The following is a 16,271-nucleotide window of genomic DNA, read 5'->3' on the forward strand; positions in this document are numbered from 1 at the left end:
CTTAACAAAATCACATCCCAGAACCAATGTGAATGCGATCCTCAACTTCCGCAAATTTTTCCTGTGCTTGCTCTTCAGTACTCAATAGGGAAACCACAATCGCCACAATAAACGCCAGTGGGATACTGATTAATCCAGGATTTTTTAGCGGAAAGGGTGCAGAAGCGTGCTTAAGAATCGTTACTTGAATCGTAGGCGACAAATAAATCAGTACTAAAGAGGAGACAGTACCTACTAACATACTTGCAACTGCACCATTGGTAGTGAAGCGTCGCCAAAGCATTGATAAAAGCAATGCTGGGAAGTTTGCACTAGCAGCGATCGCAAATGCTAAACCTACCATATAAGCGACGTTTTGCCCTTTAAACAAAATACCCAAGAATATCGCCACTAACCCCAAAAGCATTGTCGCACCGCGAGCTACTTTTAGTTGTTCTGACTCGTCAGCATGACCTGAACGCACCACGTTCACCCACAAATCATGGGACAGTGCAGCCGCACCTGAAAGTGTCAACCCAGCGACAACCGCCAAAATCGTTGCAAAGGAAACAGCCGCAATAAAACCTAAGAAAGCATCACCACCGAGAAATTCTGCCAACATCGGCGCAGCCATGTTACCACCAGTACCAATTTTCTCGATGGCATCTTTACCTACCAATACCATCGCGCCAAAGCCCAGGATGAAGGTAAGGAGATAAAAAACGCCAATAATAGCTGTGGCATAAGTAACAGAGAGCCGCGCTGCTTTGGCATCAGGTACTGTGTAGAAACGCATTAGGATGTGAGGTAATCCAGCAGTGCCGAACATCAAGGACAGTCCCAAAGAGATAGCATCCAAGGGGTTAGAAACCAGTTTGCCCGGAGCTAAGACACCTGTATACTTCTCAGATGCAGCAGCGAAAAGAGCAAGTGGGTTAAAGCCAAATTGTGCCAGTACTAAAATAGCTAATAAGATAGTTCCGCCGAGCAACAGAACTGCTTTGATAATCTGTACCCAGGTGGTGGCAATCATCCCGCCAAAAATCACATAAGCCATCATCACACAACCGACAATGACCACAGCTAATTCATAATCAAAGCCAAACAACAGTTTAATTAGCTCCCCAGCGCCTACCATCTGGGCGATTAAGTAAAAGCTAATCACTACCAGCGTTCCAATCGCAGAGGCGATACGTACAGGTTTTTGCTGCAAGCGATAAGCCACTACATCGGCAAAAGTGTATTTACCTAAGTTTCGTAGTGGTTCGGCAATTAAGAACATGACAATCGGCCAGCCTACCAGGAAGCCGATAGAATAAATTAAGCCGTCAAAACCATTGAGTGCAACCAGTCCAGCGATACCTAAAAAGCTAGCTGCACTCATAAAATCTCCTGCTAGGGCCAGCCCATTTTGGAAACCGCTGATTTTACCGCCAGCTGTATAAAACTGTGCCGTATTTTTGGTAAGCTTTGCCGCCCAATAGGTAATGCCTAAAGAACTGATAACAAATAGAAAGAAGAAAGCGATCGCTAACGGGTTAAAGTGACCAAGACTGGTAATATCCGCCGCCAGTGGCAGATTGAACCACACACTATTCATGCTTTTTTGGTTTAGTATTTTTGAATTTGGGACTAGAAATTGCTAATAGCTATTGGGCATTGGGCATTGGGCATGGGGCATGGGGCATTGGTAAATAAATCAATGTTCTTTTTCCCCTACTCCCTCATCTCCCTCATCTCCCCCATCTCCCCCATCTCCCTCACCTCCCTCACCTCCCCCATGCCCCATACCCAATTTTCACTTACGTGTCAGCCTTGCGATTTGGTCGTCGTAACTGCTATTTGCCCAACGCACGTAGATAAAAATTAATACCCATGCTGAGACAATTACCAGCGCCCCTAGTAAAATTCCCAGGCTAAGACCAGGAGATACTAATGACCCCAGCAGGGGCTTATTGAACGCAATTAATAGGATAAAGCCGAAGTAAATAAATATCATGGCTCCACTGAGAATCAGGGATATCCGCCAACGTTCAGCGGCGAGAGCCTGAAGAGCCTTTGTGCGATCGTTCATGTCTTCCTTTCGGTTGAGAAGATTAGGTCAGATTGTCTCATTGAAGTTGATTTCTGCGTAATTTTCTTAAAGATTATTAGTAAATCTATTGCTATATCAGGTAATAAAATTAACTTTGCAAAGTGATATATGAAAATCACAAGACAATAGCGACTCTGTCTTGAGTCATAAAAACATAAAAATGAGCTATTAATCGCAGTGGCGTGGCAAGCAAAAAAATTGTGCATTAGACGTAGGTTGGGTTACGCAAAGCCTCCACCCAACCTACAATGCCACGCCAATATAGTGCAATACAGTTCAGTTAAGCATTTCTTTCTTCTCTTTGCGTCCTTGGCGTCCAACTCTTACGAGACGCTGCGCGTTGGCAAAGCCTCTCGCAGAGAAGGCGGTAGCCTGCGGCAAGCCGCTCCGCGTCTACGTTAAAAAAATTGAATTTGACGTTGATGTAAATATTTTTAGACAGATAGTGCTTTTTAAATTCATCTAACTGCGCCTCAATAAATACATCTGACTCCTTTTTCAATTGAGCACAAATAATACTAGTTAGTACTTTTATTTCTGCTAGTTCATTGAATAGTCCATCAATGCTGCTGTAACAACTATTAGCAGCGACAAGGGGCAAGTCATCTAACTGAATGGTATGTTCAGCACGGAAGTCAAATTCTTCTGCATCCAGTATGCCTTTTTCTTTGAGTAAGTCAAAGGCTTTTTTACTGCTGATTTTGACTACTAAAGACTTTACGTTAATTTTGCCATCGCTGACAATTGTATAGTTATTAAAGGTATTGAGGTCATTCACTAGCAGACCTGCTACCTCAATAGTGGGGGTTTGGTCTTCAAATTTGGCAAGTTTGACTTTACGTTTGATAAGCATATTGATAGTAGCAGTATTGCGATTAAACTGAAAATCACCCATACTTACATACTCAGCATTATCAATATATTCTGTTCTCAACCAAGGTTGAAGCAGTTCCCCATTTTCGTTTCTAACACCTTTAACACGCTTGATACCTGTTCTTTGATAATGTTCTTGTAGGTGCTTGATATTGACGATAATATTGTTGCGGTACTGTGTAAAAATTTGAATTAATTCTACCAGACAAATTTGATTATTTGTCATATTGCTACCTTCCGTATAAAGGTCAATAATCTTTTAAAGTCACGGTTGTTGAAGTCTATTATTCTTCCTACATAAGCTGGTTACAACCGTGCAAAATTGAAGGGCAAACACACAAAAAAATTATTACCAAACTTTGTATACAGTTTCGTAAATTCGTGGACAATTGAGGGTTTAATTTTAAACGCAGAGTATAGCGCAGAGGAGCGCAAAGTTTGTTTGAGTTCATTCGCTACTAACTTGGGCAAAGCTGTACTTCGCGTTGCATACTTACCGGATATTCATCCTTTTATAGTACAATTGTATCATACAAATGCCAAGTTATGTAGGCGTAGCTCCTAGTAGACATGCTGTCGAGATTTTTGTTTAGCAACTTCTATCATCTTGGGAGATAAATCTATTGCAACAACTCTATCAGCACGTTTAGCTAGAAGACGCGAGAATAAACCAGTTCTACAAGCAATATCAAGAACATTTTCGCAGTGGAATGGTAACTGTTTTAGTAGAAAATTGTGATAGTGACTGTTGTGATTCCATCCCAATACAGCTCGGATAAGCAGGGGAGGCAAAACTCAACGCCAGCCTCCATTTCTACCCCTGCTTCCCCTGCTTGCCTCAACCAAGAAATTTCTTAACCTACGCAGTATTGGATTCCATCCTTCTTGCTCATGCAAAGCAATTCGGTTAAAATCATTGCGAATTTTTTCTGTCCACATTTAAGCTCCAGGTTTGAAATAATCGAAGAGGCGATCGCCTGAATCTGCGCGAATCAATGCCACAACTACATCGGGTAAGGCGGTTAAACTGGGGTAAACCAAATAACGCGGTTCCCAACGCGGGCGGAACTTCTCTTTGTAAGCTTGCAATCCCTTGAAGTTGTAGAAGCGATTCAAGTGCCCATAAAGATAGTGCAATACTTTTTCTAAGCGGCGCGATTCTGGGTTGTCTCCAACTCCCGCAAGGGCAGAAAGACCAAAATTAAAGCTGTCGTAGCCACCCTCTTTAAAATGTTGGAGTAGGGAAATAAATAAGAAGTCCATTGTACCATTTTCAAGAGATGAGCGGTGTCGCATCATGTCAATAGTGGCTTCGTTAAGTTGGTACTCCCGGAGAATGTTGGCAAAGGCGCTGATCTGACCTTCAGGATTATGCACTACAGCAATCTCGCACTCTCGCAGGTAAGCTTCATCAAACCAACCCAAAGAAAATTGTTTTTCCGAACCTTGTACCATCTTTAGCCATTCATCACTGACAGGTTTGAGGAGGTGCAATAAATCATTGGCGATGGGTGGTTGGTAAAAGTCGATTTGGTATCCTAGCTTCGTTAAACGACTGATTGATGGTCTAAAGTTTTTACCGGCTTTACCTTGTAACGTAAAACTTTTCAGGTCAACGATCGCTTCTTCTCCAATCTTGAGTACTCTAAACCCCAATGACTTGTAAAGCTCAATATCATCGGGCAAAGTTTGATAAAAGCCAGGATACCAGTCGTTACGCTGGCAAAACTCTCGGAAAGCAACAATTGTCTCTTTGCGGTCTTCAACAGGGCCAATGGGATCTCCTAAGGCGATCGCACCCCGTCCTTTGGGAACATAAGCAATTACACTGTTACCAGAAGGACTGAAATAATAACTTTTATCATTTAAGAGTGCGATCGCTGCTAAAGAAGAACATCCATATTGCTCGACAATTTCTTTAGCTCTTTTTCGCTCATTTGTAGTTGCTAGATTCCGCCAAAACACAGGTTGCAATAGCATTAGCATTGCATAAGTAATAGTAACTGCTGCAATAATATAGATAGAGTTAGCAAAAAATTCTCCAAATCGACTCTTTGGTTGCAGTCCCCAATTATCCGCAGTGAAGAACATCGCCAAAGTCTGAACTATCGCTTCACGCCAATTAAAATTCTCGGAAAATTTGCCGTCTAACAAGTAAAATCCAATAGTTCCGTATGCCAGAGTAAATAATAAAGCGCCTATCAGCGCCCTGACTCCCCGTGCGATGGAAGGACGGTCTGACTGCGCCGTGAAAAAATGGCGCATCAAGATTAATTGCATTAGTAAAACTCCTGAGAGTAGACTTTCTTCATAGTCCAATCCCTTCAGCAAATGGCTGAAAATGGAAATTACTAGTAAACCAATGGTAAGCAACCAGGCTATTTTTTTTCGGCGTAATAAGTTAGTAGCAAGTGCTAGTAAAATAAACCCAGTCAGGGCTGCAAATATATGACCACTGGCTCGGATATCAAATGGCAAAAATTCCTTCAACCAGTGATTTCTACCATACAGGTTAGGTGTCACTGCTGATAACAAATTTACTACTCCGACTAAACCTGTAAGGAATGCCGCACTCCAAAGTCCAATCTGAGTTTTTAAATTATTATTCATTAGTCATTAGTCATTGGTCATTGGTCATTGGTCATTAGTCATTAGTCATTAGTCATTGGTCATTAGTTATTTGTTTTGGCGTTAAAACTCTTAACTCCTAACTCCTAACTCCTAACTTTTTTCTCTTAACTCCTAACTTTTTTGAAACTGTTCACCTACATACGATAGCGAATCTTTAAGATGTTTGTGAAAGTAGTTCCAGCCGATATCTGCACCAGACAAACCATGACCTCCAGGAAACGCATAAAATACGTGAGCAATGCCTAACTGATTCAAGGTTTCGTTAAAAGCTTTGGTAGAAGCTAGTAAATTACTATCGTTCATACCCGCATCCAGGTAAACACGCAATTGCTTCCGATCTTGGGGTGATAGCTGTTGTACAATTTGCTGGGGACTATTTTGTGAACCACTGTTATCGGTAAAATAACCGCTGTGGCTAAACAAAATCTGGAAGTTGTTAAGATGCCGTAACCCAATATTAAAAGCCCCCCATCCTCCAGAAGACAGACCTCCCAGCGCCCAAGACTGGGGTTTTTCTAAAGTGCGGTAGCGCGACTTGACAACTTGCACTAATTCTGATCCAATTAAAGTTCCCACTTTACCATTTGGCCCATCAAAGTAATCAGGGTCGTATAAAGGACTGGAACCGCGATTATCATTACCATCAGGTGTAATCACAATTGATGGTGGTAATTTTCGACTTTGATAAAGTTCATGCAGTACGTCTAAGAGTGCATATTTATCAGCATAAGCACGGGCATCATCATGACCACCGTGTAGTAAGAAGATTACAGGGTAGCGCTTTTGCGGATTTTTGCTATAACTAGGGGGCAAAATCACGCCATAATTACGGACTGTACCCATCGCTTGGGAGTTGAAGGTAGCTAATTGAAACTTTAGCCCAGTATTGACCTCTTCTTGGGGTGGGTCTAGTTGTGGCGCACCTAAGATGAATACATAATAATAACCAGCGCTAGTGAGGAGTGCGATCGCTCCTACCAAGATAATTAAAAGTTTATAAATCTTCATATTGTTTTAACATTTAAAAAAATCACCTGTATTTAGAACTTACTATAACTATTTTTATCGAACAGAATTCAGGAGTCAGGAGCGGAGCCGGAGACGCTCCGCCTCCGGTCAGAATAACCTTTCAGGGAAGCAAGCTACAGAATGAATTCTGTACGACTGGTAGATGAATAATCGGGTTTAAGATCACCACCAAATTGAAAATTTGGTAGTCTTCTCCCAAAGGCGAACAATTAGTCGGGGATTCAGACCCGCAACTGATAGCGTAGCGGTAGTGAGTCCGCGTACCCCTACGGGGAAGCAAGCTACGCGCAGCGCGAACGTAGAGAGCGTCTTGATTCTGGCCGGAGCAACGGAAACGTCTCCGGCTCCGCTTCTGACTTCTGAATTCTTCTTTAATTTGCACGGAGATGTGTCTATACAGTAGTCTGTTATGAGAGAGTTCATAGTGTGTTTTACGGGTTGTTATTACCAAGAAATTTAGCTTTTAATTCTTCTAATTCTTGATCTATTTTATTTGTAATAGGAGACTGAGATGTGGGGTTTGGTGACTGTAATTTATTTGGTTGAGGCTTGCTGCTACCCATAAATTGGGTTTTCATTTCTTCTAATTCCCTATCAAGTTGACTAGGAGATTTCGATAAAAAAGCGGGTGGAGAATTGGGTGGTGATTGAGGGATAGGTTTTGCCGCGTTCGCTGGTGTAGCTGCAACTTGTGAGTATTGATTTAAGTCTTTGAGAACTTCATCGACTGTTTGATAACGTCGAATTGGAATACTTTCTAGCATCTTGTTCAGAATGCGACTCAACGGATTGCTAATAGGAGTTTGCAAGTATTGCTGCCAAACCCATGTATCATTTTGGGTATCATAAGAATCGAAGGGCGATCGCTGGGTTAATAAATTAACACAAGTAGCACCCAAACTGTAAATATCGCTAGCGAAAACAGCCCGACCTCTCATTTGTTCAGGTGCAACATATTCTGGACTACCAATACTAGTACCGGTTCTATTTAAGGCAGTGCCAGTGGCAGATTTAGCCGCACCAAAATCTACTAATACTAGTTTGCTATCACTGCTACGTAAAATAATATTTTCTGGCTTAATATCACGGTGAATTACGTGTCTGGCGTGACAAAATTGCAAAACTGACAATAAATCATTTAATAGTTGCCAGATTTGCGTTTCACTAAAAGCCCCTTTATGTGCTAATTCCTGGGCTAAGTTTTGCCCGTCAATAAATTCTTGTACAAGATACTGCCGAGCTTCTTGGGTAAAATATGCCAGTAGTTCAGGAATTTGGGGATGTTTGCCCAACTCATCTAACTGCACCGCTTCTTGATTAAATAACTCTACAGCTTTTGCAAGAGTGTTTGTGCCTTGGGATTGGGGATAAAATTGCTTAATTACGCAGCGTGGTTTGGAGGGTTTATCTTCATCCACAGCTAAGAAAGTTTTGCCAAAACCACCTTGTCCGATTGGTTTGATAGCACGATAACGTTCTTTGAGGAGTAACTTAGAACCGCAAGTCACGCAAAAATTGACATGATGGGGATTTTCCGGCTTGGGACAATGGGGATTAAGGCAGTAGCTCATACAGGCAATCGCTCTTATATGTCTTTATTTTCCCCTGTCCCAGGCAAAAGGGGGTAATCAACAGATTTTGGATTTTAAATTTTGAATTTTGGATTTGTGTCACCCAGAAGGGTTGAAAGCGGGTAGGGAGACGTTATACCAATTCACGAAAATCCTGATACATATAGATTTATGCTAGGGGCATGGCAATGCCCATAGGTGTCAACTTAAGCTGGAAATAGCTTATCTGTTGGCTTCCATGCCCGCCCGGAAATAAATTTTCGGGCTAATAGCTTAAGTCTACTGAAGTAGACTGGAAATTTTTGGCGATATTGAGTCATCTTCAGATGACTTTAGCTATGAGACGGGAATTTCAATTCCCGGCGGACAAGCGGTTTCGCGTTAAGTTGACACCTATGAGCATTGCTGTGCCCCTACCGCGTGGTCTATTTACCTGAAAATAGCTGTAAATAAGGGTGAGTTAATTAGTAGTCACGTCCCAAAGAAATTTATATTTTTTCATATACATTGCTGTGACTCCTAAACTATATCGGAGATTTTACCCTCTGAGTAGTATTCACGGAATATATTACGGATCACCTGTAATTCTTGTTGCTCAAATTCTGTGAGATTTTCTAACGATAGCAATGATGTAAATGAGTCATTTAAATGTTCTGTCAATTTCCGAAGGCTTTGAACATCTTTAAGTCTGAGATTGCTTGCATCTAAAGTAGTAGTCATCAATTTACTCCTTTATAGTCTTTATCAGAATAACTATACAAGATTATAAGTATTATCGCTCTTGAAGCAGTGGTAAGTGAAGAATTTGGTTTTGATATTCGTTATCTAAAGATGCTTCAGCAATTAAAATTAATTCATTGATATTCTGACCGATGGTTAATTTATCATTCAAAATAAAAATACCTGGTATATTACGGTCTTGCGCGATATGTTCAGCCAAATGTACAGGCATAGATTTGCGGTTATTCGTAACCAATAAAAAGTAGTGTTCCTCACACCAGCATAATATTTCTGGGTCTAATGTACTTTTAGGAGGCGTACCAGGATCACCAACTACCCAGACAACTAAATCGCGTTTTTGTCGTTTGAGTTGAACCTGATAAAGAGGGGCAACATTTTCATCCAGCAGATATTTGAGAGTCATTTTCTTGTGGTTTTTTCATCGCTTCTTTTTCAGCTATCAGTTTTTTTAATTTGATTACAACTGGTGGGGGATTACGTCGCTGTTCTTCCTGCATTCTATGACTCCACTCCAACCAATCAGCGATATAGTTGCTTACAGCTTCTTTGTTGTGCAAGTAATAAAGAATAGTCGCGTAAACTTGTTCTAGCGTTAGTGATGTATAAATGTTGGCAATTTCTTCTGGAGTTATAGCGCGGTGGATGTACTCGTAAAGGATAGTTTCAATTCCTACTCTTGTACCTTTGAGTCGAATATCATCAGGTCGCTGAAAGTCGAAGTAATCTTCTAGTTGCATAATTTACTTTATTATATTTACCTATAAAATCATCTTACATACTTGTAAAATAGTCTTGCAAGAAATAGTAAAAAGGGGAGATTTGATTGCCTCCCCGGTAAAATGCCTGTAGCTGTAATTTACTCCCCTAGCAGTTCCAATACCTCTTCTAGCTTCAGTTTTGCCTTATAGAGGTTTAGCAGCTTCTCTTGCTCCCGCCTCTGAGGTGCTTTGTAGCGTTTCCCTTCCATTGTCAGCTTGATCAACGCTGCTTGCTCATCTGTGGGTGAATTCATTTGGTCAAGTGCTACGCCGATATTTTGAAAGGCTTCAAAAGTGAGCTTCCTTAATCCCTTACCTTCCTGTAGCTGGTGAAGTGCGATCGCCGGGAATGCCATTAACGAGGTTATGTAGCTGACCTTGTAACCAGCGTTGCCAGTTGGCTTGATGCCGTACCGCCTGCACAAATCTCTCAACTCAGCAATGGTTTTGATTTCGAGTTCTGACCGTGTGAACATAAAATAGAATTACCCATTTGTAAAAGTGGTATCGGTAGGTAGCAACTTTCCACGGTTAATCGCCTACCGATTGAAACTCTACTCCGATGGTTTCATCGATTTCAAGCTATATTTACGTTTCTATATAAATGGCTAAAGCTAAAGGTAAACCTGAAAATTTTGATAATCCACCAAGCAAGGAATTAACCGACCAATTAAGCTTCCGTGTCACCAAGGAAATGAAGGAAGAGGTTAAAGCACAAGACGACCCTCCCCAGTTCTGTAGAGACGCTGTGCAAAAGGCACTAGATGAGAAGAAAGGGAAGTAGCGCGAATTTAGCTGAACTACTTAGTTAGACTAAATTTGCACATAAGATAGAGAGACATTTATCCCTGAGATGGTGAGCATCCTTTGAGCATGACTACTGAGTATTATTCCATACCTAATATTGATACTCAAACGCTGAGAATAGGCTATTTGAGCATTGTATGAGCATTTTGGTGAGAGTAAAGGCTGAAAGTTTTGATAATACGTGAATAGCTGCATGGTGCATATCAAGCGCGTGGAACTTACCAACTTCAAATCCTTCGGTGGCACTACCTCAGTCCCTTTGCTACCGGGGTGTACTGTCATATCTGGGCCAAATGGTTCGGGTAAGTCAAATATTTTAGATGCACTGCTATTTTGCCTCGGACTCTCCAGTTCTAAGGGAATGCGAGCCGATCGCCTGCCGGATTTGGTAAATAATACTCAAACAGCTAAAGGACGCGCTTCTATTGAGGCTAGCGTCACTGTGACATTTGATTTGTCAGATGAAATCTCACACAAAGACACAAAGCCACAAAGGGACGAAGTAGAGCAAGCAGGGGAAGTAGAGGAAGAAAATCCAAAATCCAAAATCCAAAATCCAAAATCGGCAGAGTGGAGCGTCACTAGAAGGCTGCGAGTTACTCACCAAGGGACTTACACCTCGAATTACTATATCAATGGTGAAGCTTGTACGTTGACAGAATTGCATGGGGAATTAAGTAACCTGCGGGTTTATCCTGAAGGCTACAACGTGGTACTGCAAGGGGATGTCACCAGCATTATCTCGATGAATGCGCGGGAACGACGGGAAATTATTGATGAATTGGCTGGGGTGGCGGCGTTCGATCGCAAAATTGTCCAAGCCAAATCAACTTTAGATGAGGTGAAGGAAAAGGAAGATAGCTGTCGGATTATTGAAACGGAATTAACTGCACAGCGCGATCGCCTTTCCCAAGATCGGGCGAAAGCTGAGAAATATCAAAAACTCCGCACGGAATTTCTCGCGAAACAATCTTGGGAAGCTGTTTTATCATGGCGTTCCTTGCAAGCGCAACAAGAAAAGTTAGTTCACGAAATTCAAACAGGCGATCGTAATTTTACTGAACTGACTACCCAACTCACCAACCTAAATTCCGAAATCGTCCAAAAAACTGCTGAACTTGAACAACTCAATGCCCATGTCAAAGCCTTGGGAGAAGAAGAACTTTTGGCGGTACAATCTACCCTCGCTACCCAAGAAGCAGAACGTAAACAACTCCAGCGTCAGCTAACCGAATTACAAACAGCTTCCCAAGAAACTGCCAAACGTCTAACTCAAACTCAGCAAGAAATTCAAAAACACCGTCATTCCCTAGAAGAAATTGCCGAAACACACATTGTAGAGACGCGATTCATCGCGTCTTCCCAGCACCAAAGAAATGAAGCACAGCAAGCTCTAGAAACCTCCCGCGAAGCCGCCGCAGAAATCGCCTCGGCTTCGGAAGCATGGGTGCAACAACAAACAGCATTCAACCGTCAAATTGAAGCTTTACTGCACACCCTAGAACCGCAACGCACCGAACAAGCACAACTCAGGGAACGCAATAATCAGTTACAACAGCTTCTCCAAGAGCAAACCCAGTTAATTGAACGCGACGAACCCCTGTTAGCAGAAAAACAAACTGAGTGTAGTAGAGTTGAAACCGAATTTAACGTCTCTAGCGAACCCATCCAAAATTTAGCTCAAAATCTCTCAGCCACAGAACAAGAACTGCAAATTCAACAGGAAACCCAAAAACGCTTACTTTTTGAACAACGGGAAAAACAACGCCAGTTGGATAAAATCGAGGCGCAAGCGCAAGCACAGCAAGAAGTTCAAGGAACCCAAGCGAGTAAAGTCATTTTACAATCGGGAATACCTGGACTTTGTGGCTTAGTTGTGCAATTGGCAAAGGTGGAACCTCGCCATCAGCTAGCTTTGGAAATGGCTGCTGGGGGACGCTTGGGACATATTGTGGTGGAAGATGACAGCATCGCCGCAGCCGGGATTGAACTCCTCAAACAGAAACGTGCAGGGAGAGCGACTTTTTTACCGCTAAATAAAATTCACGCCCCCAAATTTACTCAAGATGCAACACTGCGTTTTGCCAGTGGTTTCGTTAACTATGCTGTGAACTTAGTCGATTGCGATCGCCGTTACAAAGATGTCTTCAGCTATGTTTTCGGTAACACGGTAGTATTTGCTAACCTGGAAGCGGCGCGGAAAAATTTAGGACTATATCGCATCGTCACCTTAGACGGGGAACTCCTGGAAACTAGCGGTGCAATGACTGGTGGTAGTAATACCCAGCGTTCGTCTTTGCGCTTTGGCAATGCGGAAGCAGCGGAATCTGATGAAGCGATCGCTTTAAGAAGTCGCTTGGTGGATATTGAACGGGTTTTAGAGCGTTGTACTGAAGCGATCGCAACTTTGTCAGCCAGAACCAAAAAACTCACCCAGGAACTCACAGAAGCGCGTCAGGCGCGGCGCGAACAGCAGTTGCAATTGGAACAGTTGCAGAAAGACATTAAGAATTTAACAGCGCAATTAGAGGGGACGCGATCGCAACTTTCACAAAACAGTCAAAAGTTAACCACTGCTCAATCTCGATTAGAAATTTTAGAGCGGGAATTACCAGGACAAGAAAATGAGTTGCAACAATTGCGACACGCCTTAGCAGAGTTAGAAGCGTCTCAAACTCCCAGTGAATGGCAACAAATCCAGGCAACCATTAAAATTCAAGAGCAACAATTGCAACAACGCGAAACAGCCTTACGGGAAGCGGAACAAAGATTAAAAAATTTAGAAAATCAGCAACAACGTTTGCAAGAAAAAATCCAAGAAGGTGAAACGCGAATCACCGAATATGAAACCCAACAAATCTCTTGTAGAGACGCGATGAATCGCGTCTCCACACAAATCACAACGATAGACGACCAAATCACCCAAACCCGTTTATCGTTGAGTCAAATGGAGCAAAATTTGGGAGAAGAGAAACAAAAACGCGACGCTACAGAATTGGAAGTGCGATCGCACCTTTTACGCCAACAACAATTGCAATGGGAAATCCAAAAACTCCAAGAAACCCAAGAGAAACGGCGCGAGGAACTAATTGCATTGCAAACTCAATTGCGGGATGTGGGAGCAGAATTACCAAATCCCTTGCCGGAAGTTCCAGAGCAGGTAGATTTAGAAGAATTACAGAAAGAATTGCGATCGCTTACCAAACGCTTACAGGCAATGGAACCTGTGAATATGCTGGCATTGGAAGAATACGAACGCACGCAAAACCGTCTCCAGGAACTCACCCAAAAATTAGAGACACTAGAAGGCGAACGCACCGAACTACTTTTGCGGATTGAAAACTTTACCACATTGCGACAACTTGCCTTTAAAGAAGCTTTCGATGCTGTCAACGAAAACTTTCAATCAATTTTTGCCATTCTTTCCGACGGCGACGGCTTCTTGCAACTTGAAAATCCCGAAGATCCCTTTAGCAGTGGATTGAATTTAGTCGCGCACCCCAAAGGCAAACCCGTACAGCGCCTAGCATCCATGTCTGGGGGAGAAAAATCACTCACAGCCTTGAGCTTTATCTTTGCCCTGCAACGCTACCGTCCATCGCCATTTTACGCCTTTGACGAAGTGGATATGTTTCTAGATGGAGCAAACGTAGAACGATTAGCTAGAATGATTAAACAACAGTCACAACAAGCGCAATTTATAGTTGTGAGTTTGCGTCGTCCGATGATAGAATCAGCCGAACGCACAATTGGCGTTACTCAAGCACGAGGAGCTTACACTCAAGTTTTGGGGATTAAGTTACAATCATCCAATACATCTGCTTGAGTTTTTGTTAATAATAGTGTATAGATAAACCACGTAATGTCCGACTTTCTCTCAAACCTAACCCCCAACCCCTTCCCTACCAGCGAAAGAGAGCAAAAATCAAAGCCTCTCTTCCAGTGGATGAGAGGTTTGGAGAGGGGTTCCAAGAATAAGTCGCACATCGCGTTAAACCGGATTCGAGATCAGGACTCGGTATAGAATGACCTCCGAACAGATAATTAGGCGTTCCGACATATTAAATACCCAGGTGATTACCCGCGACAACGGCAAGCGGCTAGGCATCATCAGTCAAGTCTGGGTAGATATCGATCAAAGAGAGGTTGTGGCTCTTGGTTTGCGAGACAGCCTGATCTCCATTTCGGGCATACCGCGCTATATGTACCTCAACAACATCAGCCAGATTGGTGATGTCATCCTGGTTGATAACGAAGATGTCATTGAAGATATCGAAGTTGAATCTCTCAGTAATCTGATTAACTGGGAAGTAATCACAGAAACAGGTGAAGTCTTAGGCAAAGTTCGGGGCTTCAAGTTCAATGGTGAAAACGGGAAGCTTGAATCTATAGTCATTGCTTCTTTAGGATTGCCCCAAATTCCCGATCAATTTGTGAGTACTTATGAGTTCTCAGTAGATGAAATTGTCAGCACTGGTCCCAATCGGTTGATTGTATTTGAGGGAGCCGAAGAACGGGTGAACCAGTTGACAGTTGGTTTACTAGAGCGCTTGGGTATCGGTAAAGCGCCGTGGGAGCGCGATGCAGAAGAAGAATACGGCTATACTCCACCGCGCCAAGTTGCACCAGCTAATCAACTACCTAGTGGAGTGCCATTACAGCCACCCAGGCAAAAAGTTCGCGCTCCTGAACCCGTAGCGCGGGAAGAAGAATGGAATGAAGACTATGTGGAAGAAGAAAGGCCACAGCGTCAGGTAATGAAGGCACGGCAGTATGAGTCTATTCAATACGAAGAAGACGAGGAAGAAGATAACTGGAGCGAAGCAACGGGCAACGACAGATATCAACAACCGCAGCCGCTAAAGTATGAAGCCAAGCCTTATAGCAAGCCTTACGTTGACGAATACGATGATTATGACGACGTAGACGGCGATGCTTGGGAAGATGCACCGAAGCCTGTGAATATTCCCAAGAAAGTCAAGGAAAGGCAGCCAGAATACGAAGAAGAAGGCGGATATTAAGTAATTCGTAATTCGTAATTCGTAATTCGTAATTCAGCGGAACATTACGAGACGTTTTAAAATTAATCTAGCCCTCTCTTTACTTACAAGGAGAGGGCTAATTTTTTATAACGCACGGTCTAAACTAGAACGTAATTTGAGTAAAATTATCTTGTTATTTAATATGTACTGAACTTTCGGTTATGAGCGAAATAAATGATGAATTATTACTAGGACTTACGCATTGACAGAAAAGCCTAAATGACAGATATGCCTTTCAAGGCTTTTAGCTAGATTTTTCAATTATCTTTTTGCGATCGCAATTAACAAAGGATGCTTTGTAAAAGCCTGAAACAACCTAATCCCCAATGATTCGCACGACCAATTCAGGGTTGCGCCGCACAAGTTGGGAGCGATATGTAGGATTCAGATGTTCATCCAACAGATACCGGATTGCCATTAGCTTTCCTGTAACTGCTTTGGAGCGTTTTCTTCCTGCATCCGCCGAAACCTCATCCTGGCAGGAGACGGATTTCGCTGTTGCTGCTATATAAATACTAGACTTGTTATGAAATTGAGTTTGACCCAATCCTAGAGGATTGCAACTTTTTTCTTGCCAGAATGATTGTTATTGTCAGTCATCGATGGTATTACCTATTTATTTCTAGTATTGAATATTTTGCTGTTTAGCATCAGGACTTACGCAACTGGCACAAAATATGGGCGGAGCTTCGCTCCACCATGCGGTAATTGAAATCAAACCAAACACATATGAACGTCTGGGCGT

The 16,271-nt window shown here is 42.5% G+C and carries 15 protein-coding genes; 3 read left to right on the forward strand and 12 right to left on the reverse strand.

Translation table 11 applies throughout. The annotated features are described in order from the left end of the window. Positions 1 to 10: 10 nt before the first annotated feature. The 11 genes from V7K67_RS25485 to V7K67_RS25535 form a co-directional block, all read right to left on the reverse strand. Positions 11 to 1,579, reverse strand: coding sequence for a sodium:solute symporter family transporter (locus V7K67_RS25485; protein WP_334711612.1), 1,569 nt, complete (start codon positions 1,577 to 1,579; stop codon positions 11 to 13). 198 nt (positions 1,580 to 1,777) lie between these two features. After that, a complete protein-coding gene (locus V7K67_RS25490) occupies positions 1,778 to 2,053 on the reverse strand; it encodes a DUF485 domain-containing protein (protein ID WP_334711614.1) in 276 nt (91 codons plus the stop codon). Positions 2,054 to 2,354: 301 nt separating this feature from the next. Next, positions 2,355 to 3,173, reverse strand: a complete 819-nt coding sequence (locus V7K67_RS25495) for a hypothetical protein (protein WP_335168908.1) — start codon at positions 3,171 to 3,173, stop codon at positions 2,355 to 2,357. Positions 3,174 to 3,508: 335 nt separating this feature from the next. Continuing rightward, positions 3,509 to 3,739 (reverse strand): class I SAM-dependent methyltransferase, encoded by a 231-nt coding sequence (locus V7K67_RS25500; protein WP_334733344.1) that lies wholly within the window; start codon positions 3,737 to 3,739, stop codon positions 3,509 to 3,511. 147 nt (positions 3,740 to 3,886) lie between these two features. Further along, positions 3,887 to 5,557: a phosphatidylglycerol lysyltransferase domain-containing protein gene (locus tag V7K67_RS25505; protein WP_335168910.1), complete on the reverse strand. Its 1,671-nt coding sequence runs from the start codon at positions 5,555 to 5,557 to the stop codon at positions 3,887 to 3,889. 132 nt (positions 5,558 to 5,689) lie between these two features. Beyond that, positions 5,690 to 6,586, reverse strand: coding sequence for an alpha/beta hydrolase (locus tag V7K67_RS25510; RefSeq protein WP_334733347.1), 897 nt, complete (start codon positions 6,584 to 6,586; stop codon positions 5,690 to 5,692). A gap of 452 nt (positions 6,587 to 7,038) precedes the next feature. Beyond that, positions 7,039 to 8,178 carry a serine/threonine-protein kinase gene (locus V7K67_RS25515; protein ID WP_334733348.1) on the reverse strand — a complete coding sequence of 380 codons (1,140 nt, stop codon included), beginning with the start codon at positions 8,176 to 8,178 and terminating at the stop codon, positions 7,039 to 7,041. Positions 8,179 to 8,697: 519 nt separating this feature from the next. After that, entirely contained in the window at positions 8,698 to 8,898 is a 201-nt protein-coding gene (locus V7K67_RS25520) for a hypothetical protein (RefSeq protein WP_334733349.1), read from the reverse strand. A gap of 52 nt (positions 8,899 to 8,950) precedes the next feature. After that, on the reverse strand, positions 8,951 to 9,322 hold the full coding sequence (locus tag V7K67_RS25525) for a hypothetical protein (RefSeq protein ID WP_335168913.1): 372 nt from the start codon (positions 9,320 to 9,322) through the stop codon (positions 8,951 to 8,953). After that, positions 9,297 to 9,656: a DUF433 domain-containing protein gene (locus V7K67_RS25530; protein WP_334711603.1), complete on the reverse strand. Its 360-nt coding sequence runs from the start codon at positions 9,654 to 9,656 to the stop codon at positions 9,297 to 9,299. The genes V7K67_RS25525 and V7K67_RS25530 overlap by 26 nt, the downstream gene beginning before the upstream one ends. Before the next feature lie 119 nt (positions 9,657 to 9,775). Next, the gene (locus V7K67_RS25535) at positions 9,776 to 10,153 is read right to left on the reverse strand and encodes a hypothetical protein (RefSeq protein WP_335168915.1); all 378 of its coding nucleotides are present in this window, start codon (positions 10,151 to 10,153) and stop codon (positions 9,776 to 9,778) included. A gap of 128 nt (positions 10,154 to 10,281) precedes the next feature. Between V7K67_RS25535 and V7K67_RS25540 the strand changes: the two genes are divergently transcribed. The 3 genes from V7K67_RS25540 to V7K67_RS25550 all read left to right on the forward strand — a co-directional run bounded on the left by V7K67_RS25540 (position 10,282) and on the right by V7K67_RS25550 (position 15,505). Beyond that, complete coding sequence (locus tag V7K67_RS25540) at positions 10,282 to 10,461, forward strand: hypothetical protein (protein ID WP_334733352.1); 180 nt, start codon at positions 10,282 to 10,284, stop codon at positions 10,459 to 10,461. Between the two features lie 216 nt (positions 10,462 to 10,677). Then, positions 10,678 to 14,310, forward strand: a complete 3,633-nt coding sequence (gene smc, locus V7K67_RS25545) for a chromosome segregation protein SMC (protein WP_334733353.1) — start codon at positions 10,678 to 10,680, stop codon at positions 14,308 to 14,310. 199 nt (positions 14,311 to 14,509) lie between these two features. Further along, positions 14,510 to 15,505 (forward strand): PRC-barrel domain-containing protein, encoded by a 996-nt coding sequence (locus V7K67_RS25550; protein ID WP_334695816.1) that lies wholly within the window; start codon positions 14,510 to 14,512, stop codon positions 15,503 to 15,505. A gap of 337 nt (positions 15,506 to 15,842) precedes the next feature. Here the strand turns inward: V7K67_RS25550 and V7K67_RS25555 are convergent, their stop codons facing one another. Then, a complete protein-coding gene (locus tag V7K67_RS25555; protein ID WP_334733354.1) occupies positions 15,843 to 16,073 on the reverse strand; it encodes a hypothetical protein in 231 nt (76 codons plus the stop codon). Positions 16,074 to 16,271 lie beyond the last annotated feature (198 nt).

The organism is Nostoc sp. (assembly GCF_036917155.1).
In the GTDB taxonomy this organism is placed as follows: Bacteria; Cyanobacteriota; Cyanobacteriia; order Cyanobacteriales; family Nostocaceae; genus Nostoc.